Below are 24,095 nucleotides of genomic sequence, written 5' to 3' on the forward strand. Positions count from 1 at the left end.
CCTCTACGCCTACTGCAACGCCACCGTGCCGCGCATCCAGCTCATCCTGCGCAAGGCCTACGGCGGCGCCTACATCGTCATGGACTCCCGCTCCATCGGCGCCGACCTCTCCTTCGCCTGGCCGACCAACGAGATCGCCGTGATGGGCGCCGAGGGCGCCGCCAACGTGATCTTCCGCCGCGACATCAACGGCGCCGAGGACCCCGAGGCCATGCGCGCCCAGAAGATCAAGGAATACAAGAGCGAGCTGATGCACCCGTACTACGCGGCCGAACGCGGCCTCGTCGACGACGTCATCGACCCCGCCGAGACCCGCCAGGTCCTCGCCTCCTCGCTCGCCATGCTCCGCACCAAGCACGCCGACCTGCCCAGCCGCAAGCACGGCAACCCGCCGATGTAGCAGCGCCGTTCAGCCGGCCCTCAGTTCCCGCGCCACCGACCGCCCACCACGCATCCGCCGGGGGAGAAACCGGATCATGGCCGTACCCGTCGAACCTCTCGTCCGCATCGTCCGGGGCTCGCTCTCCGACGAGGAGCTCGCCGCCCTGACCGCCGTGCTGATGGCCCGCGCGGCCGACCGGCAGGCCGCCGCCTCGGCGCCGGTCGAGCCGATCGCCACCTGGCAGCGCCGGGAGCGCCGCCCGGCCTACTTCTCGCCGGTCAGCTGGCAGCAGGCCGCCTGAGGACGGCCTCGGCCCGCCGTCCGCCGTCGTGGCCGCCGGGCCGAGGCCGGATGTCGCAGTACTCGCGTTCGTGATTGGCCGCGACGGCGCCGGATGCGGCACAGTGGCCCCATGAGCGCGGACACCAGGAGTCACCTCGCCCCCGGGCAGCGCGCCGCCGGCCGCCGGCGGCCGGTGCAGCAGCGCAGCCAGGAGCGCTACGGCCGGATCCTGGACGCCTGCGCCGGGCTGCTCGACGAGGTCGGGGCCACCGCGCTCACCACCAAGGAGGTCGCGCACCGCGCCCAGGTGCCGATCGGCACGCTGTACCAGTTCTTCGCCGGCAAGGAGGACCTGCTGGCCGCGCTCGCCGGCCGCAACCTCGACCACTACCTCCAGCGCCTCGACCGGCGGCTGGGCGCCGGGGTCCCGCCCGGGCCGGCCGGGTTCACCGACCTCGCCGTGGACGAGTTCGTGGCGATGAAGCGCACCGTGCCCGGCTTCGGCCAGGTGGACTTCGGGCTGGCCGACGCCGCCGTGTCCACCGGGGTCCGGGACGACCGGCACCTGATCGACGCCGAACTGGACAACAACACCGCCGTCGCCCTGCGCCTCCAGGCGCTCGGCGGCGAACTGTTCGCGGCGGCGGACCCGGCCGTGGTCACGCTGCGCCTGCGGGTGGCCCTGGAGGCGGCGGACGCCGTGCTCAAGCTCGCCTTCCGCTGCGACCCGGACGGCGACCCGGCCATGATCGCCGAGTCCAAGCGGCTGGTCCGCCGCTACCTCACCGAACCCGTCGGCCCGCGCTGAGCGACGGCCCGGTCGGCCGCGGCACCGGTTCCCGCACCGGGCCCGCGCACCACGCCGTTGCGAGCCCGCGCGGACCGCAGCAGAGTGGAAGCAGAACGGCCGCCCGCGCGGCCACCGCTACCCGAGGAGCAAGACCATGCACGCAGCGGTAGGTGACCAGCTCCACATCCACAGCAGGTCGGTGGGCATGGTCGACCAGAAGGGCGAGATCATCGAGGTGCGCGGCGCCGAGGGCGAGCCGCCGTACGTGGTCCGCTTCGAGGACGGCCACACGGGCCTGATCTACCCCGGTCCCGACTGCAACATCGAACCCCGCCAGGCGCTCCGCTGACCCAGGCGGCCACCACCCCGCGTGCCTGCGGCGCGGGGTGGTGACTCACGTGTCCGCCCCCGCCCCCGCACTGCCCGGCGCGCTCGCCGGGCTCGCACCCCTGCTCGACCAGTACGGCTACCTGGCCGTGGCGTTCTTCGTGCTGCTCGACAACTGCGGCATCCCGGCGCCCGGCCAGACCGTCCTGGTGCTCGCCGCCGTCTACGCGGGCGCCGGGCACCTCAGCCTCGCCGCCGTCGTGGTGATCGCCTTTGCCGCCGCGGTCGTCGGGAACAGCCTCGGCTACCTGATCGGCAGCACCGGCGGCCGTGCCTTCGTCCACCGCTGGGGCCGCTACGTCCTGCTCACCCCGGCCCGGATGGAGCGCGCCGACGGCTTCTTCGCCCGGCACGGCGGCAAGGTCGTCACGATCGCCCGCTTCGTGGACGGCCTGCGCCAGACCAACGGCATCATCGCCGGCACGACCGAGATGCCCTGGCGGCGGTTCCAGCCGTTCAACGTGCTCGGGGCCGCGCTCTGGGTCGGCGTCTGGTCCGCCTTCGGCTACCTGGCCGGCGCCAACATCGGCGCGGTGTACCGGACGGCGGTCCGCTACCAGCTCTGGCTGCTGATCGCCCTCGTCGTCGTCTGCGCGGCCCTCGTCGTCCGCCACCTGCTGCGCCGCCGCAGGCCGGACGGCGGGCGGCGCGAGCAGGCGGACGAGGGCTCCCGTGAGCATGCGGACGAGGGCCCGGAACCGGGCCCCGGCCCGGACGCGGGCTCCGAGGGCCGGGAATCCGAGGGCCCGGAGTCCGGGCGCCCGGGGCCCTAGCGGAGCGGGAACACCTCGAACGGGACGGCGAAGCGCGTCCCGAGCCGGCTGCCGGCGCCCCGGCCGAAGCCCTCCAGGAACTCGCGCGGATCGCCCATCGCGCCGCCCAGTCCGGCCAGGTACGCCTTGTGCTCGGCCAGTGAGGCGACGCCCTGCTCGAAGTGGTCGGTGGTGTCCACGGCGTGCCGGGCGTCGGGCGAGGCGACCGCCCAGACCTCGCGCACGCCGTTCCACGGCTCGTGGCCCTCGGCCGTCAGCTCGCGGAACACCCACCGGTTGCCGGCGTCCCGCACCGCGTCCAGGGTGGCCCGGCCGACGGCGATGTGGTCGGCCTGGTTGAGGAAGGTCCCGCCGTACGTCTCGCGGAAGTTGCTGGTGATGACGATGTCCGGGCGGTGCCGGCGGACCGCGCGGGCGATGTCGCGGCGCAGCGGCAGCCCGTACTCCAGTACTCCGTCCGGGTGACCGAGGAACTCGACGGTGTCGACGCCGACCACGGCGGCCGAGGCGATCTGTTCGGCCTCGCGCAGCGGCCCGCACTCCTCGGGGCTCAGCGAGTCGATGCCGGCCTCGCCGCTGGTGACCATCAGATAGACGACCTTCTTGCCCTGCGACGTCCAACGCGCGACGGCGGCGGCGCCGCCGTACTCCATGTCGTCGGGGTGGGCGACGACCGCCAGTGCGGTCTGCCAGTCCTCGGTGACGTGCTCGAACGGCTCGGGGGCCTGTTGCTCGCTCATGGTGGTGCTGCCTCTCCGTGGTGCACGCGGTGCAGTCGGCGCGGTCATGGCGCCCATTGCAGTCATACGGTCGTACCGATGGTGACTCTAGAAGATCATCGATCCCCTCGTCCGCCGAACGCTCCGTCAGACTCCGTCCTGCCAGGGCTCCCTGCGCCCTTGCCCCTGACCCGCAGGTCAGGGGTTGGCGTCCCGGCACCCGCAGCGGGACGGCCGCTGCCGTGTTCCTCCTGGAGTTCCACCATGCCGCTCCCGACCACCGCCCGCGAGGTCCGGCTCCGCACCGCCCCCGACGGGCTGACCCGCTCGGCCGGCGTACGGGCGGGCGACGTCGTGCTGGTCACCGGGGCGGCGGGCGCGGTCGGCACGGTGGCCGGACAGGTGGCCCGGCTGCTCGGCGCCTCGCGGGTGATCGGCACCACCGGCTCACCCGCCAAGGCGAAGTGGCTGACGGCCGAGCTCGGCTTCGACGCGGTGCTGGTCCGCGGCGCCGGGCCGATCGGCGGGCAGCTGGCCGGGGCCGCGCCGGACGGCATCGACGTACTGCTGGACACCGTCGGCGGCGAGCAGCTCACCGCCGCCGTCGGCGCGGCCCGGCCGGGTGCACGGTTCGCCCTGGTCGGGGCGCTGGCCGGGCAGCTGGCGCGTCGGGGGCGCCGCCCGAGGACTCGGCCACGGCGAGGCGGCTCTACCGACCGGCCTCTACTGGCCGACCCGCCCGAGGAAGCCCGGATCGGCCACGCCCAGCTGGGCACAGAAGTCACCCGCGATGCCGAGGAGTTCGGCCATCGGCACCGGCTTGCGGGTGGTGCCGGCGAGATCCTCCCGGGCCTGCTCCGTCCAGAGGAACGGGTAGACCGCCACACCCTGGTGCGCGGCCAGCCCGGCCGTCTCCTCCCGCCAGCCCGGCCAGCGCAGGCTCTCGTAGAACTGGTCGAGCGCCCCCGACAGCAGCCACTCCAGCCAGGCCGCGTACCCGGCGCCGAGCGCCTCCCACTCCAGGCTGTCGGGCGCGAAGTAGACGATCTCCCCCGGCGCCCCGGGCCGCTCCGGTTCCATGCCGTTGAGCGCGAAGACCCCGCCGAGGACGTCGTGGGCGACGACCAGCCCGTCGGCCGGCCGCCAGTCGGGGTCGACGGCCGCAGGAAAGGCGTTGACCTCGGCCAGCGACGGCAGCCCGCCCGGCCCGCCGTAGACCCGCAGCCAGCCACCGTCCAGCAGCAGGCCGCCGCTGTGGGCGACCACCGCGCCGAGGAACGACCTGGTGGTGACCTGGAGTTGTTCCAGCCCGACCGGTCCGCGGGCCGGGTCGGCCGGGCAGACCTCGACCTCCGCGGCGCCGCCCCCGAACAGCTCCTCCAGCACCGGCCAGGCCGGGTCGTCCACCTCTGTCAGCTCCGCCAGTGATCGCATCCCGGCATGATCGCAGAGCCGGCGCCGCGGACCGTCATCTCCATGTTGCAGAGGATTCTCTGCAGACACCTCTATGCAGAGGATCCTCTGCAACCTACGATGGCGTCATGAGCGAGAGTCCCGAACACCCCGAGCACCCCGAGCACCCCGAACAGCCCGCCCCGCACGCCCGGCCGCAGCGCCGGATCGACGCCCGGAGCCTTCGCGGACTGGCCCACCCGCTGCGGATGCAGATCTTCGAACTGCTCAACCTGGACGGCCCGTCCACCGCCACCCGGCTCGCCAAGCGGCTCGGCGAGAACACCGGCACCGTCAGCTGGCACCTGCGCCACCTCGCCGAGCACGGCTTCATCGAGGAGGAGACCGGCCGCGGCACCAAGCGCGAACGCTGGTGGCGCCGGGTGCCCGTGGCCAACCGGCTCGAAACCGCGGACTTCCGCGACGACCCCGAGACCCGCGGCGCGCTCTCCCTCTACATGCACGAGCTGGTGCAGCAGTACTTCAACCGGGTCACCTCCTACGTCAACGAGGAGTGGGAGGACGAGTGGCGCAACGTCGGCACCATCTCGGACTGGACCAAGCTGCACCTGACGCCCGCACAACTCCAGTCGCTCAACGAGGAGTTGGCCGAGGCCATCGCCCGCCACACCGCGGACCCGGGCAGCGTGCCCGACCCGGGCGCGCTGCCGGTCGTGGTGCAGCTCCAGTCCTTCCCGCGCCGGCCCCGGGGCACCGAGTGAGCCGCGGCGCACGCGGCGGACTACTGCGCCGCAACCGCGACTTCCGGCTTCTCTGGTCCGGCGAGACCGCCGGGAAGTTCGGCGCCTCCGTCACCGGAGTGGCCCTGCCACTGATCGCCGTCTCCGACCTGAACGCCTCCACCCTGCAGATCAGCCTGCTCAACGCCGCCGCCTGGGCGCCGTGGCTGGTGATCGGCCTGCCGGCCGGTGTCTGGGTGGACCGCTTAGCCCGCCGGCCCGTCATGCTGGCCACCGCCGCCGTCTCACTGCTGCTGTTCCTCGCCGTCCCGGTGGCCGACCGGCTCGGCCACCTGAGCATCGGCCTGCTGCTGGCCGTCTCGCTGCTGACGGGCACCGCCGCCGTCTTCTTCCAGACCGCCTACACCGCCTACCTGCCCGACCTGCTCGACCCGGCCGACCAGCCCGAGGGCAACGCCAAACTCCACGGCAGCGCCTCCGCCGCCCAGATCGCCGGCCTCGGCTCCGGCGGTCTGATCGCCCAGTTCGCGGGCGCGGTGAACGGCATGCTCGCCAACGCCGCCACCTTCCTGGTCTCGCTCGTCTGCCTGGCCCGGATCCGCCACCGCGAGACCCCGGCCCCGCGCAGGGAGCGCGCGTTGCGACGCGAGGTCGGCGAGGGCCTGCGCCTGGTCGCCGGGGACCGCTGGCTGCGCACGCTGACGCTGTTCGGCGCCGCCTCCAACCTGGCGCTGATGGGGTACCAGTCGATCCAGGTCGCCTTCCTGGTCCGCGAGGTCGGGCTCGCCTCCGGCACGGTCGGCGGGCTGATCGCGGTCGCGGCGAGCGGCGGCATCGCCGGGGCGTTCACCGCCCGCCGGGCCGCCGCCCGGATCGGCACCGCCCGTGCGATGCTCCTCTTCGAACTGGGCCTGTCCGGCCTCGCCCTGCTGATCCCGCTCACCACCGGCGGCGCCGGCGTGCTGCTCTACCTCGCGGGCGGGTTCAGCGTCTCCGCCGGGGTGGTCGCGGGCAACGTCCTCAAGTCGGGCTTCCTGCAGAGCTACTGCCCGCCCGGACTGCTCGGCAGGATCACCGCCAGCGCCGCCGTCCTCAACTACGGCACCATCCCGCTCGGCGCCGTCCTCGCCGGCGTCCTCGGTACGACGCTCGGCCTGCGCCCCGCGATGTGGCTCACCGCCGCCGGCGTCCCGCTCGCCGCCCTGATCCTGCTGTTCTCCCCCGTCGGGCGCACCCGGGACTTCCCCGCCGCCCGCACGCGCAGCACCGCCGGCACCTCCGCCCCCAGCACCTCGACCCCGGCCTGACCTGCGCACCGCCGCCTCGTCGGCCCGCCGGCTCACCGACGCCATCGCGGACGGGCGTGCCCGCCGACCAATCCGGGCGCTCCGCTGCTCCGAAGGGCGGATGTGAGTTTCGTACTGTCCGCCCGGCCGGGGCTGCGCTCCGGCCGCATCGTGGGGAGGCTCGTGATGCCCGCCGCCCGCTCGTGGGGCTTGCCGCCCGATCTTCGTGCCGCAGTGGTGGCCGGATGAACGCCGTCGTCCACCTCTCCGGGCCGGGCCGTACCGGACCCGACCTGGAGGAACTCCTCGGCCGTGTCGCCCTGGGGGACCAGGACGCGTTCTCCGGGGTCTACGACGCGGTGGCCGGGCCGGTGCTGGGCCTGGTGCGTCGGGTGCTGCGCGATCCCGCGCAGTCCGAGGAGGTCGCCCAGGAGGTGCTGCTGGAGGTGTGGCGCACCGCGGCCCGCTACCGGGCCGAGCACGGCGAGGTGATGCCGTGGGTTCTGACCATCGCCCACCGGCGCGCGGTGAACCGGGTCCGCTCCGCGCAGGCGGCGGCCGATCGCGACCAGCGGACGGCGGCGGCCGCCCACGCGCCGGCGTTCGACGAGGTCGCCGAGCAGGTCGAGGGCAGGCTGGAACGCGAGCAGGTCCGGCGGTGCATGCGGACGTTGACCGGATTGCAGCGGGAGTCGTTGACGCTGGCGTACTACCGCGGCTACACCTACCCACAGGTCGCCGAGGTCCTCGGCGTACCGCTGGGAACGGTCAAGACCCGTATGCGCGACGGGCTGATCCGGCTGCGCGACTGCCTGGGGGTGGGAGCGTGAACGCCACCGACCTGCACGCCCTGACCGGCGCCTACGCCACGCACGCCCTGGAGCCCGCCGAACGCGCGGAGTTCGAGGAACACCTGGCCCGCTGCGCGGCCTGCACCCAGGAGGTGGCCGAGTTCGCCGGCACTCTGGCCAGGCTCGGGGCCGCTCAGGCGGTTGTGCCTCCGGAGGCCCTGAGGAGGCGGGTGATGGCTGCCCTGCCGAGCGTGCGGCAGGAGGCACCCCGCACCGTCCCCGCGCCCGTTCGGGCACTGCGGTCCGGTCGGCGGGCGAGCCGTTGGACGAAGCTCGCCCTGGCCGCCTGCTTGGCCGTCGCGGCCGGCGCCGGTGGCCTGGCCGTACAGCAGCACCAGCAGGCCGACCAGGCCCGGGCCCGGGCGGCCGCACTCCGACACCAGGCGGACCGGCTCGCCGGCCTGCTCACCGCGCCTGACGCCCGCACGGTCACCGGCACCGCGGCCGGCGGCGCCGGTGTGGGAACGGTGGTGTGGTCGAAGAGCCGTGGGCAGGCCGGCTTCATCGCCGCCGGCCTGCCGGCCACGGCCGCGGGCACCACGTACCAGCTGTGGTTCAACGACTCCGGGACGATGCGGTCGGCCGGGCTCCTCCCCGGCGGGGAGGGCGCGTTGCTGTTGTCCGGGCCGCTGGACGGGGCGACCGGCATCGGCGTCACGGTGGAGCCGGCCGGGGGCTCGACCCACCCCAGCGCCGCACCGGTGATGCTGCTGTCGTTCACCTGAGAACCGGTGGTGGGCCGGCCGGCCCACCGTCCACCACCGGCCTCGGACTGCTTCGCCCGCAGCCCAGCCATCGTCACGGCATGGTCGGTCCGGGGGCCGGGCCGAACACCGCCGCTGGGCGTCCGGTCCCCGGACCGCTCCCACTGCTCCCGTGCTGCGCTCGGGTTCCCGGCGTGCGAGGGCCGCTCGTCAGGGTCTCCCGTGCTGGAACCGCACGGTCAGGGCCTCCGGCGCGATCATCGGGGCCGGGTAGTCTCCGCCGAAGAGCCAGGGCCGGTGGACGGCGGGACCGGGCAGGTGGGCGAGTTCGGGCACCCACCGGCGCACGTACGCCCCGCTCGGGTCGTAGCGGTCGGCCTGACGGAGCGGATTCAGGATGCGGTTGGGCCGGGTGTCGGTGCCCGTACCCGCGACCCACTGCCAGTTGAGCTGGTTGTTGGCCACGTCGCCGTCGACCAGGAGCGAGAGGAAGTGGGCGGCGCCGATGCGCCAGTCCAGGTACAGGCTCTTGGCGAGGAAGCTCGCCGTCAGCAGCCTGGCACGGTTGTGCATCCAGCCCTCGTGGGCGAGCTGGCGCATGCCGGCGTCGACGATCGGGTAGCCGGTGCGCCCCCGCCGCCACGCCTCGGCCTCGTCCTCGTCACGGTGCCGGTGGTCGTCCCGGTCACGGTAGTCGCCGTTCGCCGCGTCGGGGCGGGCGGCGAGGACCTGGTGGTGGAAGTCGCGCCACGCGAGCTGCCGGACGAACGCCCGGGCGCCCGCACCGTCGTGCCGCAGGGCGCGGGTGACGAGTTCCGTCGGTGACAGGCAGCCGAAGTGCAGGTACGGCGACAGCCTGGAGGTGTCGTCCGCCGCGAGGTCGTCGTGCACGTCGGCGTAGGCGTCGACGTCCCACCGCCGCCACCGCTCGCGGGCGGCGCTCTCACCCCCCGGCGGCAACGCGGGCGAGTCCGGCCGGACGACGGACAGCCCCTCGCTCCCGAGGCCGCTCGGCGTACCGAGCTCGCGGGGTGCGCCGAACACCGCGCGGCGGGACACCTGTTGCCAGGCACGGTGGTAGGGGGTGAAGACCGCGTAGTGGTCGCGGCCGGCCGGGGTGATCCGGCCCGGTGGGACCACGGTCACGGAGGCGTCGTGGACGTGCAGACGGTCGCCGAACAGCTCTCGCAGCCGTGCCTCGCGCCGGTGGGCGAAGGCGCTGACGCCCGCGGCGACGTGCACGGTGGCCGCGCCGGCCTCGACGGCGACGCGGGCCGTCTCCTCGGCCGGGTCGCCCGCGCGAACGATCAGCCGGGAGCCGATGCGACGCAGTGAACCGTCGAGATCGACAAGGCAGTCAGCGAGGAACGCCCGCCGGTTGGGGGCGGCGAAGCCCGCGGCTTCCGCGGCAGGGCCGAGGACGAACAGGGGGACGACCTGGTCGGCCGTGCGATGCGCGGCGTGCAGCACGGGGTTGTCGTGCAGGCGCAGGTCCTGGGTGAACAGGGCGATCGAGACGGTCATGGTCGGGACCTCGGGGACGACGGGGCGTTGGGAGTTCGACGAGGCGGTAGGGGCAGGAAGCCGCTGGTGCGGGCCGCGTACTCGGCCCAGCCCGGCCGCTGCGCGCCCAACTGGCGCTCCAGCAGCGGCTTGCCGCTGCCGAAGGCGAGCAGGTAGGTCATCAGGAGCGGGCTGAGCACGAACGCCCAGCCGATCGGGGTGTCGGCGGCGAGGAGGAAGAGACCCCACCAGACGCAGGCGTCGCCGAAGTAGTTGGGGTGACGGGTGTAGCGCCACAGACCCCGGTCCATGATCCGGCCCCGGTTGGCGGGGTCGGCCTTGAAGCGGGTGAGCTGGCGGTCCCCCGCCGCCTCGAAGAACAGGCCGACCGCCCACAGCGCCGTACCCGCCCAGGCGAGCGCACCGGGCGGACGAGGGATGTACTGGGCGGCCTGGACCGGCAGGGAGACGAACCACACGAGGGCGGCCTGCAACAGGTAGACGATCCGCAGCGCGAACCGGGTACGAGCCGCGCCCTCGGGTCCGCGGGAGAGCATCCGGGCGTACCGCGGGTCCTCCGGCGCGCCCCGGGAGCGCCACCACAGGTGCGCGGACAGGCGCAGGCCCCACACCACGACCAGCACGGTCGCGAGCAGCCGGCGCCCGGAGTCACCGGAGCCGTCGGAGAACGCGTAGCCGCTCAGCGCGACAGCGGTGAACGCCAGCCCCCAGGCCACGTCCGCACCCCGGTGGCGCCCGCTGCGCACCCCGACCGCGAACGCGACGAGGAAGACGGCCAGGGCCACACCGGCGCTGACGGCCGCGTTGAGCGCGAAGGCGCCGGCGTTCACGTCGGGCCCCCGCACCGGTCGGCCCGACGGACCTCGGACGAGGATCCGCCGGGCGTCGTGGACCACGGGCTCGACGTCGTGGTGGTCCCGCCGCCGCCGGCCTGCCGGGTCGGCCGCGCCCGCACGGGCAACGGAGCCGGTGGCCCGGCGGTGCCGGCGCTCGGGCGGCCGAGCAGGTGTCCGTTCGCCTTCTCGAGCGGGCCCGCGGCGCTCATGCCGTCGCCTCGTCCCGGGTGAGGAGCAGCTGGTGGACGTCCAGGTAGCCGGTGCGGAAGCCGGCTTCGGCGTAGGCGAGGTAGAGCTCCCACATCCGCCGGAACACCTCGTCGAAGCCGAGGGCCGCGACCTGCGCGGACTGTTCGGTGAAGCGCTCGCGCCACAGGCGCAGGGTTTCGGCGTAGTGCGGCCCGTACGCGTCGGCACGGGTGACACGCAGCCGGGTGTGGCGCGCGGTGGTCTCCCGGATCGCCCGCACGGACGGAATGAGGCCGCCGGGGAAGATGTACTTGAGGATCCAGGTGTAGGTGCGGCTGCTCGCGAGCATCCGGTCGTGCGGCATGGTGATCGCTTGCAGGGCGACGCGTCCGCCGGGGGCGAGGACGCGGTCGAGGGTGGTGAAGTAGTCCGGCCAGAACGGCCGTCCCACGGCCTCGATCATCTCCACGCTCACGACCGCGTCGTACTCGCCCTCGGCGGCGCGGTAGTCGCACAGCCGGACCTCTGCTCGCCCCCCGTGGCCGGCGTCGGTGATCCGGCGGCGGGCGAGGGCGAGCTGCTCCTCGGAGAGGGTGAGGCTGACGACGCGGGCGCCGCGGGCGGCGGCGCGCACGGCGAGTTCGCCCCAGCCGGTGCCGATCTCCAGCAGCCGGGTGCCGGGGCCGACGTTCGCGAGGTCGAGCAGGCGGTCGATCTTGCGGTGCTGGGCGGCGGGCAGGTCGGCCCGGTGCGCGGCCGGCGGCCGGCCGGGGACGGCTGGGAAGAGTGCCGAGGAGTACGTCATGCTCGGGTCGAGGAAGAGCGCGAACAGGTCGTTCGACAGGTCGTAGTGGCGGTGGATGTTGCGCCGGGCGTTGGCCGTTGTGGACAGTTCCTCGTCCGGCGGGCGCTGGACGTAGAGGCTGCGCAGCCACTGGGCGCCGGTGGGCACCAGGGTTTCGGGGGCGGTGGCCAGCTCCGTGAGGAGCGCGACGAGGTCGGGGCTGTCCCAGTCGCCGGCCTGGTAGGACTCGCCGAAGCCGATCAGTCCGCTCTCGCCGACCCGGTGCAGGAAGTCCTTCGGGTGGTGCAGGCGCAGGACCGGCGCTCCGGTCGGGGCGGGCTGCAGGGCCTGGCCGTCGGGGAGTTCGACGTGCAGACCTCGGCGGGCGGCGACCCGGCGCAGCAGCCGTGCGGCGACGGCCGCGCGCAGCGGCACCTGCGGCACCCGGGCGACGTCCGGCCAGCGCGCGGGGTCGACGACGGGTGCCGACGTCGCTGCCGGGGAGACCGTGGTCGTCATGGGGCTGGAACCTCTTCCGTGGGCGTGGGGTTCGTCGCGGGCCGGGCCTCGTCGGCGGGCGGGCAGGGGTGTACGGGCAGGCCGCTCAGCCACAGGCGGATGCCGCGGTAGCGGATGTGCAGGCTGACGGCCCGGGTGGCGAACGGGTGGGTGAGCGCGGCGCGCAGGAGGGCGGCCGGGCCGGCGGGCCGGCCGGTGCCGCGGACGGTGGCGGTGAAGACCCGGGAGCCCTCCCGTTCCAGGTGGACGGTCAGACCCAGCCGCTCGCCCGGCTCGGGCAGCACCATCCGGTAGCGGCCGTCGACGGGGAAGAACGGTGAGACGTGGAAGTCCTTCGGAGTCTCGCTGCGGCCGTCCGGGTCCGGCGGCAGCAGGTAGCGGTGCCGGCCGCCGTGGGTGTTGTGGACCTCGGCGACCGTGCACAGCGGGCGACCCGCCTCGTCGTGACACCAGTACACGGTCAGCGGGTTGAACACGTACCCCAGCGAGCGGGCCTGGGTGAGCATCAGCACCCGGCCGCGCCCGAGCCGGACTCCGTGCGCCGCCAGGTACCGGTCGATGTCCTGACGGATGGTCGGCTCCCCCGTGTCACGGGCGGGGCCGTGGTCGCGCGGCCGGAAGGCGGCCAGCGGCCGCAGCGGCCACGGAAGCCGGGGAAGGCGGTCCAGGTCCACCAGCCACAGGTAGCCGCGGTGGCGGAAGGCGGGCCGCGGGGGCTCGGTGCGCACGTGGGTGGTGCGGGCGTCGTAGAGGACCGCGCCCCAGGGCCCGGGCAGAGTGCTCACGGCGCGACCACCCCCAGCAGGGACCGTGCCGCCTCGACACCCGAGCGGCAGCCGTCCTCGTGGAAGCCCCAGCCGTGGTACGCGCCGGCGAACGCCGTTCGGGCGGTGGCGAGTTCGGGCAGTCGGCGCTGTGCGGCCACGGTGCGCGCGGTGTAGACCGGGTGCTCGTAGACGGTGCGGGAGACCACCAGGTGCTCCGGGACCGGGGCGTCGCGGTCCTCGTTGAGGGTGACCAGGTAGTGGTCGGCGGTGTCCAGGCGCAGCAGCCGGTTGAGGTGGTAGCTGACCCGCACCCGGTCGGAGGGGGCGGTGCAGTGGGGCATCCGGTAGTTCCATGATCCGCGGGCCGAGCGCACGGTGGGCAGGACGGTGGGGTCACGGTGGAGCACGGTCGGGTTGCGGGAGTAGGTGAAGGCGCCGAGGACGTCGAGCTCGGCGGCGGTCGGGTCGGCGAGTAGGTGCAGTGCCTGGTCGGCGTGGGTGGCGACCACGACGGCGTCGGCCTCGGTGGAGTGTCCGTCCTCCGTGGTCACGGTGATGCCGTCGGGGTGGCGGCGCACCGCCCGGACCGGGGTGGAGCGGTGGACGGCGGTGAGCCGCTCGGCGATCCTCTCGACGTAGGTGCGGGAGCCGCCGACGACGGTCCGCCAGGTCGGTGAGCCCGTCACGCCGAGCATGCCGTGGTTGTCGAGGAAGGTGAACAGGTAGCGCGCCGGGTAGTCGCCCGCCAGGTCGGGGGCGCAGGACCACACGGCGGACACCACCGGGGTCATGAAGTGGCTCACGAAGTACGGCGAGAAGCCCGCGCCGGCGAGGAAGTCGGCGAGGCTCGGGTCGCCGGCTGCGGGGGCGGCGAGCAGTCGGCGGGCGAGCCGGTGGAAGCGCGGCACCTCGGTGAGCATCCGCAGGTACCGCCCGCGCACCAGGGCGCCGGGGCGGGCGAGCAGGCCGGCCGGTCCGCGTGCGCCCGCGTACTCCAGGCCGCAGCCGTCGCAGCGCACGGACATGCTCATCTCGCTGTCCTGGGTGCGGACGTCGAGCTCGGCGAACAGACGCACCAGGTGCGGGTAGGTCCGCTCGTTGTGGACCAGGAACCCGGTGTCCAGGGCCAGTGCCCGCCCGTCCGCCGTGGTCGCGTCCTGGGTGTGGGCGTGGCCCCCGAGACGTCCGTCAGCCTCGAACAGCTCGACCTCCACCCCGGCCCGGCACAGCTCGTACGCCGCGGTGAGCCCGGCCACGCCGGCCCCGACCACCGCGACCCGGCGCGCACGGGCAGCGCCGTCCGCAGGGGCGGTCCGGGTGGTGGAAACGTTGTCGAACACGGTCACGAGAGCCCCTCCCGACGGGCCGCGGCGGGCCCGCATTGTCGTTGCACGGAACCTTCGGAACCGGCTCGGACGCGGATTGGCCCGAATTTCCGACCGTGAGGAGCCCGGACCGTTCGGGGCGACGAAGGCGCCGCGTGCCGGCTCCGTTCACCCGGACCGACAAAACCGTGGCCCCACCCGGCCCGTGTTGTCCGGTGCCGGCGGCGGGGCGGAGGCGAGCGGACTCCCGGCGCTCGGTGTCCGTGCAGGACGCGGGTGACCCGCGATGCGGAAGGGCCGACGTGCGGGCTTCAGCCCGTGACCGCCTGTTCGAGCAGGTCGACGGCGGCTGCGAGGGTACGGGGTCTGACCGTGCCGGCAAGGGGCCGGGTGCGGGCCCAGCCGGGGCCGGCGGTCACCACCAGTGCCCGGCTGCGGGCGCCGCGCGGGCCCCACGTGCTCCCACTCACCCGGCCCGCCAGCTCCCGGTCCGCAGTGTGGTGGCCCTGGGACCAGATCATCACGGCGCCCGGTCCGAGCCGGTGGACCGCGTCCAGCAGGGCCCGGGTCGGGACGGCCGCGCCCAGCATGCGGAAGGGAAGGGCACGCTCGGTCAGCGCTGCGGCGGTGGCTTCGAGCGGCAGGGTGTGCTGTTCGGCGGGCGTCGCCGCCAGGAGCACGGGCCGCACGGGCCGCACGGACCGGGTGGTGACGGACTCGACCGCCACGCCGCGCAGGACGGTCGACACGTTCCACGAGAGCAGGTGCTCGACCTCGACGTACTGCTCGCCGTCCGCGGCCCACTTGCGTCCGGCCGCGCGCAGGGCAGGCATGATGACCTCCGTCCAGGCGTCGATCACCCCGAGTGCCCCGACGGCTTCACGCAGGATCCGGACGACCTCCGGCGCGTCGAGCCGAACCGCCGCCCGGGCCAGGCCGCGGCACTCGGGGCGTACCGTCCCCACGCGCAGGGCGCGGCTCCCTCCCGGGCCCGGGCCGGCGTGCTCGCCTCCGGCTCCGGCGGTTGCGGGCTGACGGAGGGCGAGAGGAAGCCCGGCGTCACGGTTGGCCGCGGCGCGTTCGGCCAGGGCGGCCCGGGCGGCTTCGCCCGGCGGTACCCCGCGGGCCGTCAGGCGGCACATCGCCTCCAGGACGGCGATGTCCTGCGGACTCCAGCGGCGGTGGTGACCTGCTTCCCGACGGGCGGGGCCGATGCCGTAGCGGCGTTCCCACGAGCGGACGGTGGTGGGTGACACGCCCAGGCGCTGCGCCACACCCCCGGTCGGCAGCCCCGCGTCCTCCACGAGGTCCGACGCTCCCTGCGGGGCACCGTCCCGTGCCCCGGTGTCGTTGCCGGTCGGCGAGGTCACCATCCTGCGATCCTCCCCACCGCGAAGCCGACGCAGGACACCACCATGACGACGATGACCATCAGGGGAATCCAGCCGGGCCAGGCCGTGTGCAGCTCGACCGACTCCGGAGTGGAGATCCCCGCACACGTGGAGGCCTCGCATTCGGGCGTCTCGGCGGGCGGACCCGCCGGAACGGGTCGCTCGCGCACGAGGGGCTGTTGGTCGACGGTCATGGCGTCCTCCCGCAGTCGGGATGGTCCGAGGGCCCCGGGCGGCCGCCCCTCGATCGAGGGGGTCGACAGAACGGGCCGACAGGATGTGACGGTGGCGCTTCGGTGCCTCCTGGAGCCCGGCAACCCGGAGCCCGGCGCCCTTGATCGATTGACGACTCCATGCTGGCCTGTCGGCCGCGTCCGGGCAATCGCAGCGTTTGTGCACCGCATCGCGACGAGGACGCGACGACAGGGAGGGCCGCCGTGGCGCGCTCACCAGCCCGATGTACCCGGGGCTCCCTTGTACGGGCCGGTGATCTCGCCGGTGATCCATCCGCCGTAGAAGTCGCCCTCCTGGGCCTGCACGGTTTCACCGTCCACGGTGCACCGGTCCACGCGACCGGGGTAGAACGCCACCATGTCGCGAAGGTCCCGGTACGCAGGCAGGGGCTTCGGATAGCTCCACGCCGCGCGCGCCGCCCGGCGGGAACCGACCTCCAGGTCCCAGTAGCGGGCCTGCCCCTTCCACTCGCAGAAGCTCACTCCCCCGGCCGGCGTGAGCAGTTCGGTGACCACATCGCCGGCCGGCAGGTAGTACACCGGCGGGTGGCTCGTCTCGAGCACCCGCACGGCGCCCCTGCTGGAAGCGACCAGTGTGCCGCCGAACCACACCTCGACCAGTCGGCCGGGAGCGGCCCGGACGATCGGTGGACGCGGGTAGTCCCACACCGACTCGGTCGTACGGCGTGAAGGCGTCATCGTTCTCCTCCCGCTCCCGCCCGGCGACCGGGGCGCAGCGCCGTCGGCTCGTCCCTCGTGCCCGGCCGGTCGGAGGCGAACGCGAAGGCGGCCCTGAGACGGGTCAGGCCGTCGCGGATCCGGGTCTTGACGGTGCCCAGCGGCACGCTGACCAGGTGCGCGATCTCCCGCTGCGAGTACCCGCCGTAGTAGGCCAGGACCACGGCTTCGCGCTGCACCCGGCTCAGGCCCGCGAGTGCGGCCCTGACCCGCGCCCGGTCCAGGGAGCGGACCACCTGATCGTCCAGCGGATCGCTCTCCGCCGGCTCCCGGAACGCGACGCGCTGGTCGCGCTCGGCGGCCGCCGTGGCGGCGCGCACCCGGTCCACCGCCCGGTGGTGCGCGATGGTCAGGACCCAGGTCATCACCGACCCGCGCTCCGGCCGGTAGGCCGCGGCGGTGCGCCACACTTCCAGCAGGACCTCCTGGGCGACCTCCTCAGCGTGGGCCGGATTGCGCAGTGTCCGAAGTGCCACTCCGTAGACCGGCCCGGCGACCGCGTGGTAGAGCCGCTCGTACGCCGCTTCGTCGCCGCGCGCCGAGAGCGTGAGGAGGCTGCGCAGATTCTCGGCCCCCGGCCGTGGCCGGCCGGTGGAGCACGTATCGTCATGGGCCTGCGTTTGCGGTGTCACGGTGTCACGGTGCAGCGATTCACCGTGCCGGGGCCAGTTGAACCGTTTGTGCAGCGTTTTGCGGGACGGACCGGTCGTCGTGGTGGTGGCCCGCCGGGTGCTGCGCCGACGGCGCTTCCACCTGACCTCGCACGGATACCTTCACCGTCCGGTACGGACTCCCGTCGCACGGGCCAGGTCGGCCGACACCTCCCGGGCCGCCCGCGCGCCCGAGGCCAGCGCACCCTGCACCGAGGCCGTGGCCCGATGGTCCCCGCACACGTGACGGCCCGGCCCGAACCGGGTGCCACGGCTGAGTGCGAGCGGGGCCGGCCCGGCCGGCAGGGCCTCCGCGATCCGGTAGTCGGACAGCAGCCGCCACCCCGACGTGTCCGCCCCGTACAACTCGCCCGCCCGCAACCGGGCCGCCTCCTCGCTCGCCTCCGTCCCCAGCACCGAGGTCGCCACCAGCGCCCGACCGTCCGGAGAGACACCGGGGACGACCTCCGACATCACCACGGTGTTGAGCACCTGCCGGCCCGCGTCCACGACGAGCGTCGGCTCGCTCAGCGGGCTGACCGGCGCCGCGTGGTAGAACGTCGTCACCGCCCGCGCCGTCGGCACCCGTAGGCCCGGCAGCAGCCGGGCGGCCTGCGACATCCCCGTCGCCACCACGACCACGCCGGCCCGCAGTGCCGACCCGTCGGCGAGCGCCACACCGTCCGCCGTCACCCGGTCCACCCGTGTGCCGCACAGCAGCCGGCCCGGCGGCAGCCGGGCCGCCAGCTGCCGCGGGACGGCGCCGATGCCGTCCCGCGGCAGGCACAGGCTCCCACGCACCAGGCTGCGCCACACCAAGTGGAACATCCGGCTGGAGGTCTCCAGTCCCTCCTCCAGGAACACCCCGGCCAGGAACGGGGCCAGCACCTCGTCGACGGTGCGACGCGACACCCCGGCACGTCGCAGCGCCCGACCGGTGCTGGTCTCCGGCAGCCGTCTGAGCACGGCGGTGGGCAGCGCCGCATCGCCCGCCCCCAGCAACCCCAGGGCCGCAAGGTCGCGCAGCGGCAGCAGCCTGCCGGTCAGCAGGTCGAGGGCCTGCCCGGGGCGCCGGGTCGGATCCACCACGCGACGCAGGCCCCGCGCGTCGGCGAGCAGGAACCCGGGCGTGAACGGGCACAGCCCCAGCGAAGCCGGCTCCAGACGCCGCTTGACCTGCGGATAGGACGTGTTGAAGACCTGGAAGCCGCGATCGAGACGGAACCCCTGCACCACGTCGGTGCGCATCCGCCCGCCCACGTCGTCGGCGGCCTCCAGGACGAGTACCTCGCGGCCCGCGGCGGTGAGGTCCAGCGCGCAGGCCAGTCCGGCCAGGCCCGCCCCCACCACGATCACCTCGGCTGCTGCCTCTCGTGGCATCCCGCTCACCGCCTTCCCGCTCCGCCCGGGCACTTCCTCGGTCCCCGGTCGTCCGTTCGGGCTCCTCCTGTGGTCGGGGCCGGTGGAACTCCGCCGGGCGGTGGGGGCCCGGCCCCGGAATCGGTGCGTGGCGGTGCCGCGGCCGCGGTGGGCGTGCCGTGGTGTGTCATCGGTCTTCCTCCCGTGCCGCCGGGTGGTCCCTGGCAGTTCGGAGACGGGCGGTGAACGGATTGGACCCGGCACACCTGCTCCCGACTCGCACGTACGAGGACCGCGGGGACGCGGGCATGCCGCCACCGCGCCGACGACGTGCCCGCCGACCCCGACCGGACCGCACGGCGTGCCGGCGCGTGCCATTCTGGTCCTGCAGTTCGATATGCCCGATTTAGTCGAATTCGAGGGTCGTGCAGGGCATCGGAATGATCATTACCGATCGGAAGGCGGAGCAAGTGAGCGTCAAGCCCGTTCCGGAGGACCACCCGCGCGTCACGCCGTATCTCTGCGTCGACGGAGCGGCAGCCGCGATCGACTTCTACGTCTCCGTCCTCGGTGCGACGGAGCGCATGAGGTCGCCGGCGCCCGGCGGCAAGCTCGGTCACGCCGAGCTCCAGATCGGCAACTCGGTCATCATGCTCGCGGACGAGTTCCCGGAGATGGGATTCCGCGGGCCGAAGACGGTGGGCGGCACGTCGGTGCACCTCTACGTCTACGTGGAGGACGTCGACGGGGCCTTCGCCCGGGCCCTCGCCGGGGGCGCCACGGAGCTGGATCCGGTGAAGGACCAGTTCTACGGCGACCGGTCCGGGCAGTTCGAGGACCCGTTCGGCCATCGGTGGCACGTGGCCACCCATGTGGAGGACGTGCCGCCGGAGGAGCTGGAGAAGCGGGCCCGGGAGGCCATGGAGTCCCTGCCGGGCGACAGCTGACCGGGCTCGTCGACGCCCGCCCGCGCCGCACGCGCCCCGTCTCATCGACCTCATCGACACCGGGTGACCGTTGGCGGCCGGCCCCGGCCCCGGTCCCACCCCGGTCAGGGTGAGGGAGGGGCCGGACACGCGGCGGCCGTTCCGCTCACGCCGCGACGGGTGACGGGGCGCGCAGCGGCGCCAGTGCGGTGCTCCAGGCGACGACCTGGTCGAGCATCGTGTTCAGGGCGGGCAGGTTGTAGTCGCCGGGCTTGAAGACGTGGTAGCCCTCGAACTCGGTGATCAGGGACAGCGCGACCTGCTGGCGTACGTCGGCCATCTGGAGCTCGGCGGCGACCAGGCGCAGCTGTTCGACGGCGCGGACGCCGCCGACCGCGCCGTAGGACACGTAGCCGACCGCCTTGTTGTTCCACTCGGCGTAGAGGAAGTCGAGCGCGTTCTTCAGCACGCCGGGGATGCCGTGGTTGTACTCCGGCGTCACGATGACGAAGCCGTCGAACGATGCGATCTCCTCCGCCCACCGCCGCGTGTGCTCGTTCCGGTAGTTCCCCAGGGACGGCGGCGCGGGCTCGTCGAGGTGCGGCAACGGGTGGTCGCGGAGGTCGATGAGTTCGAACGCGGCGTCGGTGCGGCGCGATGCGATGTCGAGCACCCACGTGGCGACCTGTTCGCCGTTGCGGTTGGGGCGGGTGCTGCCGAGGATGATGCCGATCTTGAGCATGACGGGCCTGGCCTTCCTCGTTCGCGGTGCCTGGCACGACCGGCACCTGCGGAGTTCGTGCTGCCCGGCAGATCGTCTGCGGAGCAGACAGTCTCGCCAACAGCGGGCCGCTGCCTATCATTCCTGGTATGCGCAGCATTCCTGGTACGGGCAGCGGGGCGCAGACCACGCCGGCAGCCGGGTGTCCCGACCTCACGGAGGACTTCGGCTTCTCGCTCATGGCGGTGGCGCATGCCTACCGGACCGCCGTCTCCCCGGTGCTCGCGGGCGTCGCCCGGGGCGCCCGCGGCTTTCAGACGCTCGCGGCCGTGGTCGAGGGTGACGGGCCGAACCAGATCGCGCTGGCCGGCTACCTGCGGATCGACCGCACGGTGATGACCTACCTGCTCGACGACCTGGTGGCGGCGGGCCTGGTGGAACGCCGGCTCGACCCTGCCGACCGGCGCCGCCGCAGGATCGTCGCGACCCCCCTGGGCGTCGAAACCCTCCGTGACCTCCAGCGACAGGTGAGGGCGGCGGAGGACGCGCTGCTCTCCGTCCTCGACGAGGACGAACGGGCGGTGCTGCGCTCCCTGCTCGCGCGGCTCGCCCGCACCGTCGCGGAGGGCGAACCGGGCGTCCTGTCCTGCGACGTCGGCGCGGACTCCTGCGAGGTCGGCACCGACTCGTGCGACGTCGGCGCGAACTCCGGTGACGCCACCGTCAGCCCAGGGCGCGGTCCAGGTTGAACGCGGCGCTGATCAGCGAGAGATGGGTGAACGCCTGGGGGAAGTTGCCGAGTTGTTCGCCGGTCCGGCCGATCTCCTCGGCGAACAGGCCGACGTGGTTGGCGTAGGTGAGCATCTTCTCGAAGGCCAGCCGGGCCTCCTCCAGCCGGCCCGCTCGGGCCAGCGCCTCGACGTACCAGAAGGAGCAGATCGAGAAGGTGCCCTCGGAGCCCCGGAGGCCGTCCGGACTGGCCTCCGGGTCGTAGCGGTAGACCAGCGAGTCGGAGACCAGGTCCGAGGTGAGCGCGTCCAGGGTGGAGAGCCACTTGGGGTCGGTGGGCGAGATGAACTTGGCCATCGGCATCATCAGCAGGGACGCGTCGAGGACCTCGTGGTCCAGCCCCTGGACGAACGCGCCGCGCTCGGCCGACCAGCCGCGGGCCATGATCTGCCGGTAGATCGCGTCGCGGCACTGCCGCCAGCGGGGCAGGTCGGCGGGGAGCCCGCGCCGGTTCGCCACCCGGATCGCCCGCTCCAGCGCGACCCAGCACATCAGCCGCGAGTACACGAAGTCGCGCCGGCCCCCACGGGTCTCCCAGACCCCCTCGTCGGGCTGGTCCCAGTGGTCGCAGAGCCAGTCCACCACGGCGCCGACCTCGTCCCAGTGACCGCTGCTGATCGGCTGCCCCCACTTGTCGTAGAGGTAGACGGAGTCGATCAGCGCGCCGTAGATGTCCAGCTGGAGCTGCCTGGTGGCGGCGTTCCCCACCCGGACCGGCGCGGACCCGAGGTACCCCTCCAGGTGGGACAGCTCGTACTCGGGCAGGTCGCAGCTCCCGTCGATGCCGTACATGATCTGCAGCGGGCCGGTCTCCCTGGTGCCCCGCATGATCCCGTGCTCGGAGATGAAGCCCATGAACGCCTCGGCCTCCGAGGTGAACCCGAGGCGGAGCAGGGCGTAGATGCAGAAGGCGGCGTCGCGGACCCAGACGTAGCGGTAGTCCCAGTTGCGCTCGCCGCCGACCTGCTCGGGCAGGCTGGTGGTCGGCGCGGCGATGATCGCGCCGGTGGGCGCGTAGGTGAGCAGCTTCAGCACGAGCGCGGAGCGGTGCACCATCTCCCGCCACCGCCCGTGGTACTGCGAGCGGGACAGCCAGTGACGCCAGAACCGGACGGTCGCCTCGGCCTGCTCCTGCGCCTCGGCACGCGGGCACGACCGGGCCGGGACGCCGTCGCCGATCCGGTCGAGGGCGAACACGTGCGACTCGCCCTCGAGGAGCTTGAAGTGCGACCGCACGTCCACCCCCTCGCCCTCCAGGGGTGCGGTGGAGGTCAGTGCGAGCGTCAGTGACGGCGAGCGGAACACGGCCTCGTGGCCTTCGAGTTGCACGGTGTGCGCTTCGGCGCCGTAGCCGAAGCGCGGGGCGATCCGCGCCCTGAACGGGAGCACCCCGCGGACGCACACCACCCGCCGGATCAGTCGGTGACGGCCCGCCTCGCGGGACTCGTCGACGACGGGCATGAAGTCCTGGATCTCCGCCACCCCGTCCGCGGCGAAGAACCGGGTGATCAGGACGTTGGTGTCGGGGAAGTAGAACTGCCGGGTCCGGGTCGGCACGTCCGCGGACAGTTCGAAGCTGCCGCCCCGGTCGGCGTCGAGTATGGACGCGAACACGCTGGGTGCGTCGAAGCGCGGGCAGCAGTACCAGTCGATGGTGCCGTCGGTGGCGACGAGCGCGGCGGTACGGAGATCGCCGATCAGGCCGTGCTCGGAGATCGGCGGATACCGGGAACCGTCCGGCTGCCCGAATCCGCCGCTGCCGTACTGCGCCATGGCGGCCTCCTCACCCCGTGGTGCGGGGCATCGAGCCGAACCTCTTGTCTCATGCTAGATCGCGGCATGTCGCAGCGCCGAAGCGAGCCGGGAGGCCGCGGGAGCGGAGCACGCCGACCGGCTGCCGACCGAACCTCGTCGCGGCCCGCCGGGCGTGACCCTCCGAAGTCGCTGCCGGGGCGCTGGATCCGGCCTCCGGTCTGCACCGTCCGGACCACCGTGGTCATCATGGAACTGCGGCCGACGGACAGGAGTGACACACGATGGAGCTGTTCCCACCGATGCCGCTCGACGAGTGGCGGGACACGAAGGAGACGCTGCACCGCTTCGCGCAGGTGGTGGGCAAGGTCCGCCTCGCGGCGAGCGTGCGGCGCAACCACTGGTGGAACGTCCCCTTCCACCTCACCGGGCGCGGGATCACCACCCGGCCCATGGGACTGGTCGACGGCAACCCGGTCTTCACCGTCGACTTCGACTTCGTCGACCACCGGCTGGTCGTCGCGACGGCGGACGGCAGGGCGGCGTCCTTCCCCCTGACCGGCCTGTCCGTCGCCTCGTTCTACCGGCAGACCCTGGAGACGCTGGCGGCCTCGGGCATCCGGGTGGAGATCCCGGTCCCCCGGCCCTACCGGCTGGCCGACTCCGACCGCCCGTTCGCCGAGGACTTCGAGCACGCGACCTACGATCCCGCCTGGGCGAACCGCTACTGGCAGGTGCTCGGCCAGGTCGGGCTGGTGCTGGAGGAGTTCGCGGCGCGGTTCTCGGGCAAGGTCAGCCCCGTCCACCTCTTCTGGCACTCGCTCGACATCGCCCACACCCGGTTCTCCGGAAGCGCCCTCGACCAGCCGGCGCAGGTGGACCCGGTGACCCGCGAGGCGTACTCCCGGGAGCTGATCAGCTTCGGGTTCTGGCCCGGGGACGCCAACCTGGGCGAACCGGCCTTCTACTCCTACACGACTCCCGAGCCGGCGCACCTGGCCGAGGACCCGCTCAGTCCCGCATCCGCCCGGTGGATCGAACTCAACGACAGCCACCTGGCGGTCCTGCGCTACGACGACGCCCGTACCCGGCCCGATCCGAGAGCGGCCGTGCTCGCCTTCTACGAGAGCGCGTACCAGGCCGGGGCCGCCCGGGCCGGCTGGGACGTCGGCCGCCTCGCCTGCCCGGGTGGGATCACGGACCCGCGGCTGCCGGCCCCGCCGCTCTGAGCACGCCAGTGCCCGCGGCTGCCGGCCCACCCTCTT

26 protein-coding genes and 1 pseudogene are annotated in these 24,095 nt (G+C 73.7%); 13 read left to right on the forward strand and 14 right to left on the reverse strand.

Going from position 1 to position 24,095, the window contains the following annotated elements; all coding sequences use genetic code 11:
* The 5 genes from J5Y04_RS14335 to J5Y04_RS14355 all read left to right on the forward strand — a co-directional run.
* A partial coding sequence (locus tag J5Y04_RS14335; protein ID WP_305852838.1) for a carboxyl transferase domain-containing protein occupies nucleotides 1-400 on the forward strand: 400 nt, incomplete at its 5' end.
* A gap of 76 nt (nucleotides 401-476) precedes the next feature.
* Nucleotides 477-683, forward strand: coding sequence for an acyl-CoA carboxylase subunit epsilon (locus J5Y04_RS14340; RefSeq protein WP_209412390.1), 207 nt, complete (start codon nucleotides 477-479; stop codon nucleotides 681-683).
* A 111-nt stretch (nucleotides 684-794) separates the two neighbouring features.
* Nucleotides 795-1,472, forward strand: a complete 678-nt coding sequence (locus J5Y04_RS14345; RefSeq protein WP_209412391.1) for a TetR/AcrR family transcriptional regulator — start codon at nucleotides 795-797, stop codon at nucleotides 1,470-1,472.
* 136 nt (nucleotides 1,473-1,608) lie between these two features.
* Entirely contained in the window at nucleotides 1,609-1,803 is a 195-nt protein-coding gene (locus J5Y04_RS14350) for a DUF1918 domain-containing protein (protein ID WP_148641280.1), read from the forward strand.
* A gap of 49 nt (nucleotides 1,804-1,852) precedes the next feature.
* Nucleotides 1,853-2,614, forward strand: coding sequence for a DedA family protein (locus tag J5Y04_RS14355; RefSeq protein ID WP_209412392.1), 762 nt, complete (start codon nucleotides 1,853-1,855; stop codon nucleotides 2,612-2,614).
* Here the strand turns inward: J5Y04_RS14355 and J5Y04_RS14360 are convergent.
* Complete coding sequence (locus J5Y04_RS14360; RefSeq protein WP_209412393.1) at nucleotides 2,611-3,354, reverse strand: PIG-L deacetylase family protein; 744 nt, start codon at nucleotides 3,352-3,354, stop codon at nucleotides 2,611-2,613. The two genes, J5Y04_RS14355 and J5Y04_RS14360, sit on opposite strands and share 4 nt — an antisense overlap.
* 294 nt (nucleotides 3,355-3,648) lie before the next feature.
* Between J5Y04_RS14360 and J5Y04_RS41745 the strand changes: the two are divergent.
* Nucleotides 3,649-4,008, forward strand: a pseudogene (locus J5Y04_RS41745) (zinc-binding dehydrogenase); the annotation flags it as partial.
* A gap of 48 nt (nucleotides 4,009-4,056) precedes the next feature.
* Here J5Y04_RS41745 and J5Y04_RS14370 read toward each other — a convergent pair.
* The gene (locus J5Y04_RS14370; protein ID WP_209412394.1) at nucleotides 4,057-4,767 is read right to left on the reverse strand and encodes a DUF2625 family protein; all 711 of its coding nucleotides are present in this window, start codon (nucleotides 4,765-4,767) and stop codon (nucleotides 4,057-4,059) included.
* 107 nt (nucleotides 4,768-4,874) lie between these two features.
* Between J5Y04_RS14370 and J5Y04_RS14375 the strand changes: the two genes are divergently transcribed.
* From J5Y04_RS14375 to J5Y04_RS14390, 4 genes are all read left to right on the forward strand, one after another.
* On the forward strand, nucleotides 4,875-5,507 hold the full coding sequence (locus tag J5Y04_RS14375; RefSeq protein WP_209412395.1) for a transcriptional regulator: 633 nt from the start codon (nucleotides 4,875-4,877) through the stop codon (nucleotides 5,505-5,507).
* On the forward strand, nucleotides 5,504-6,793 hold the full coding sequence (locus J5Y04_RS14380) for an MFS transporter (protein WP_209412396.1): 1,290 nt from the start codon (nucleotides 5,504-5,506) through the stop codon (nucleotides 6,791-6,793). The genes J5Y04_RS14375 and J5Y04_RS14380 overlap by 4 nt, the downstream gene beginning before the upstream one ends.
* A gap of 224 nt (nucleotides 6,794-7,017) precedes the next feature.
* Nucleotides 7,018-7,602, forward strand: a complete 585-nt coding sequence (locus J5Y04_RS14385) for a sigma-70 family RNA polymerase sigma factor (protein ID WP_209412397.1) — start codon at nucleotides 7,018-7,020, stop codon at nucleotides 7,600-7,602.
* On the forward strand, nucleotides 7,599-8,348 hold the full coding sequence (locus J5Y04_RS14390; protein WP_209412398.1) for an anti-sigma factor domain-containing protein: 750 nt from the start codon (nucleotides 7,599-7,601) through the stop codon (nucleotides 8,346-8,348). The genes J5Y04_RS14385 and J5Y04_RS14390 overlap by 4 nt, the downstream gene beginning before the upstream one ends.
* Before the next feature lie 189 nt (nucleotides 8,349-8,537).
* Here J5Y04_RS14390 and J5Y04_RS14395 read toward each other — a convergent pair whose 3' ends face one another.
* The 10 genes from J5Y04_RS14395 to J5Y04_RS14440 all read right to left on the reverse strand — a co-directional run bounded on the left by J5Y04_RS14395 (nucleotide 8,538) and on the right by J5Y04_RS14440 (nucleotide 18,663).
* Complete coding sequence (locus J5Y04_RS14395) at nucleotides 8,538-9,851, reverse strand: deoxyribodipyrimidine photo-lyase (protein ID WP_209412399.1); 1,314 nt, start codon at nucleotides 9,849-9,851, stop codon at nucleotides 8,538-8,540.
* The gene (locus J5Y04_RS14400; RefSeq protein WP_209412400.1) at nucleotides 9,848-10,681 is read right to left on the reverse strand and encodes a DUF1295 domain-containing protein; all 834 of its coding nucleotides are present in this window, start codon (nucleotides 10,679-10,681) and stop codon (nucleotides 9,848-9,850) included. Before J5Y04_RS14400 ends, J5Y04_RS14395 begins: the two co-directional genes overlap by 4 nt.
* A 211-nt stretch (nucleotides 10,682-10,892) precedes the next feature.
* A complete protein-coding gene (locus J5Y04_RS14405; RefSeq protein WP_209412401.1) occupies nucleotides 10,893-12,179 on the reverse strand; it encodes a cyclopropane-fatty-acyl-phospholipid synthase family protein in 1,287 nt (428 codons plus the stop codon).
* The gene (locus tag J5Y04_RS14410; protein ID WP_374106024.1) at nucleotides 12,176-12,964 is read right to left on the reverse strand and encodes a DUF1365 domain-containing protein; all 789 of its coding nucleotides are present in this window, start codon (nucleotides 12,962-12,964) and stop codon (nucleotides 12,176-12,178) included. Before J5Y04_RS14410 ends, J5Y04_RS14405 begins: the two co-directional genes overlap by 4 nt.
* A complete protein-coding gene (locus tag J5Y04_RS14415) occupies nucleotides 12,961-14,286 on the reverse strand; it encodes an FAD-dependent oxidoreductase (RefSeq protein ID WP_307853130.1) in 1,326 nt (441 codons plus the stop codon). The genes J5Y04_RS14410 and J5Y04_RS14415 overlap by 4 nt, the downstream gene beginning before the upstream one ends.
* A 296-nt stretch (nucleotides 14,287-14,582) precedes the next feature.
* Nucleotides 14,583-15,644 (reverse strand): MerR family transcriptional regulator, encoded by a 1,062-nt coding sequence (locus J5Y04_RS14420; protein ID WP_209412403.1) that lies wholly within the window; start codon nucleotides 15,642-15,644, stop codon nucleotides 14,583-14,585.
* Nucleotides 15,638-15,856 carry a hypothetical protein gene (locus J5Y04_RS14425; protein ID WP_209412404.1) on the reverse strand — a complete coding sequence of 73 codons (219 nt, stop codon included), beginning with the start codon at nucleotides 15,854-15,856 and terminating at the stop codon, nucleotides 15,638-15,640. Before J5Y04_RS14425 ends, J5Y04_RS14420 begins: the two co-directional genes overlap by 7 nt.
* 252 nt (nucleotides 15,857-16,108) lie before the next feature.
* The gene (locus J5Y04_RS14430) at nucleotides 16,109-16,594 is read right to left on the reverse strand and encodes a DUF427 domain-containing protein (RefSeq protein ID WP_209412405.1); all 486 of its coding nucleotides are present in this window, start codon (nucleotides 16,592-16,594) and stop codon (nucleotides 16,109-16,111) included.
* The gene (locus tag J5Y04_RS14435) at nucleotides 16,591-17,265 is read right to left on the reverse strand and encodes a sigma-70 family RNA polymerase sigma factor (protein ID WP_209412406.1); all 675 of its coding nucleotides are present in this window, start codon (nucleotides 17,263-17,265) and stop codon (nucleotides 16,591-16,593) included. Before J5Y04_RS14435 ends, J5Y04_RS14430 begins: the two co-directional genes overlap by 4 nt.
* A 141-nt stretch (nucleotides 17,266-17,406) precedes the next feature.
* Entirely contained in the window at nucleotides 17,407-18,663 is a 1,257-nt protein-coding gene (locus tag J5Y04_RS14440; RefSeq protein ID WP_209412407.1) for an NAD(P)/FAD-dependent oxidoreductase, read from the reverse strand.
* A gap of 449 nt (nucleotides 18,664-19,112) precedes the next feature.
* Here J5Y04_RS14440 and J5Y04_RS14445 point away from each other — a divergent pair, with 449 nt between their 5' ends.
* A complete protein-coding gene (locus J5Y04_RS14445) occupies nucleotides 19,113-19,589 on the forward strand; it encodes a VOC family protein (RefSeq protein WP_209412408.1) in 477 nt (158 codons plus the stop codon).
* Between the two features lie 145 nt (nucleotides 19,590-19,734).
* Here the strand turns inward: J5Y04_RS14445 and J5Y04_RS14450 are convergent, their stop codons facing one another.
* On the reverse strand, nucleotides 19,735-20,310 hold the full coding sequence (locus tag J5Y04_RS14450) for an NADPH-dependent FMN reductase (protein ID WP_209412409.1): 576 nt from the start codon (nucleotides 20,308-20,310) through the stop codon (nucleotides 19,735-19,737).
* Between the two features lie 128 nt (nucleotides 20,311-20,438).
* Here J5Y04_RS14450 and J5Y04_RS14455 point away from each other — a divergent pair, with 128 nt between their 5' ends.
* Nucleotides 20,439-21,038 carry a MarR family winged helix-turn-helix transcriptional regulator gene (locus J5Y04_RS14455; RefSeq protein WP_209412410.1) on the forward strand — a complete coding sequence of 200 codons (600 nt, stop codon included), beginning with the start codon at nucleotides 20,439-20,441 and terminating at the stop codon, nucleotides 21,036-21,038.
* Here the strand turns inward: J5Y04_RS14455 and J5Y04_RS14460 are convergent.
* On the reverse strand, nucleotides 21,013-22,851 hold the full coding sequence (locus J5Y04_RS14460) for a glycoside hydrolase family 15 protein (RefSeq protein WP_209412411.1): 1,839 nt from the start codon (nucleotides 22,849-22,851) through the stop codon (nucleotides 21,013-21,015). The two genes, J5Y04_RS14455 and J5Y04_RS14460, sit on opposite strands and share 26 nt — an antisense overlap.
* 263 nt (nucleotides 22,852-23,114) lie before the next feature.
* Here J5Y04_RS14460 and J5Y04_RS14465 point away from each other — a divergent pair, with 263 nt between their 5' ends.
* Complete coding sequence (locus J5Y04_RS14465; protein WP_209412412.1) at nucleotides 23,115-24,059, forward strand: DUF5996 family protein; 945 nt, start codon at nucleotides 23,115-23,117, stop codon at nucleotides 24,057-24,059.
* Nucleotides 24,060-24,095 lie beyond the last annotated feature (36 nt).

It is taken from the genome of Kitasatospora sp. RG8 (assembly GCF_017813315.1).
In the GTDB taxonomy this organism is placed as follows: domain Bacteria; phylum Actinomycetota; class Actinomycetes; order Streptomycetales; family Streptomycetaceae; genus Kitasatospora.

Excerpts from the sequence above, each read along its gene's own strand:
- J5Y04_RS14455 (WP_209412410.1), top strand. The coding sequence starts at position 20,439 with ATGCGCAGCATTCCTGGTACGGGCAGCGGGGCGCAGACCACGCCGGCA.
- J5Y04_RS14440 (WP_209412407.1), bottom strand. The coding sequence starts at position 18,663 with ATGCCACGAGAGGCAGCAGCCGAGGTGATCGTGGTGGGGGCGGGCCTG.
- J5Y04_RS14420 (WP_209412403.1), bottom strand. The coding sequence starts at position 15,644 with ATGGTGACCTCGCCGACCGGCAACGACACCGGGGCACGGGACGGTGCC.
- J5Y04_RS14340 (WP_209412390.1), top strand. The coding sequence starts at position 477 with ATGGCCGTACCCGTCGAACCTCTCGTCCGCATCGTCCGGGGCTCGCTC.
- J5Y04_RS14385 (WP_209412397.1), top strand. The coding sequence starts at position 7,018 with ATGAACGCCGTCGTCCACCTCTCCGGGCCGGGCCGTACCGGACCCGAC.
- J5Y04_RS14425 (WP_209412404.1), bottom strand. The coding sequence starts at position 15,856 with ATGACCGTCGACCAACAGCCCCTCGTGCGCGAGCGACCCGTTCCGGCG.
- J5Y04_RS14450 (WP_209412409.1), bottom strand. The coding sequence starts at position 20,310 with ATGCTCAAGATCGGCATCATCCTCGGCAGCACCCGCCCCAACCGCAAC.
- J5Y04_RS14465 (WP_209412412.1), top strand. The coding sequence starts at position 23,115 with ATGGAGCTGTTCCCACCGATGCCGCTCGACGAGTGGCGGGACACGAAG.
- J5Y04_RS14360 (WP_209412393.1), bottom strand. The coding sequence starts at position 3,354 with ATGAGCGAGCAACAGGCCCCCGAGCCGTTCGAGCACGTCACCGAGGAC.
- J5Y04_RS14460 (WP_209412411.1), bottom strand. The coding sequence starts at position 22,851 with ATGGCGCAGTACGGCAGCGGCGGATTCGGGCAGCCGGACGGTTCCCGG.
- J5Y04_RS14375 (WP_209412395.1), top strand. The coding sequence starts at position 4,875 with ATGAGCGAGAGTCCCGAACACCCCGAGCACCCCGAGCACCCCGAACAG.
- J5Y04_RS14350 (WP_148641280.1), top strand. The coding sequence starts at position 1,609 with ATGCACGCAGCGGTAGGTGACCAGCTCCACATCCACAGCAGGTCGGTG.
- J5Y04_RS14345 (WP_209412391.1), top strand. The coding sequence starts at position 795 with ATGAGCGCGGACACCAGGAGTCACCTCGCCCCCGGGCAGCGCGCCGCC.
- J5Y04_RS14405 (WP_209412401.1), bottom strand. The coding sequence starts at position 12,179 with ATGACGACCACGGTCTCCCCGGCAGCGACGTCGGCACCCGTCGTCGAC.
- J5Y04_RS14370 (WP_209412394.1), bottom strand. The coding sequence starts at position 4,767 with ATGCGATCACTGGCGGAGCTGACAGAGGTGGACGACCCGGCCTGGCCG.
- J5Y04_RS14430 (WP_209412405.1), bottom strand. The coding sequence starts at position 16,594 with ATGACGCCTTCACGCCGTACGACCGAGTCGGTGTGGGACTACCCGCGT.
- J5Y04_RS14395 (WP_209412399.1), bottom strand. The coding sequence starts at position 9,851 with ATGACCGTCTCGATCGCCCTGTTCACCCAGGACCTGCGCCTGCACGAC.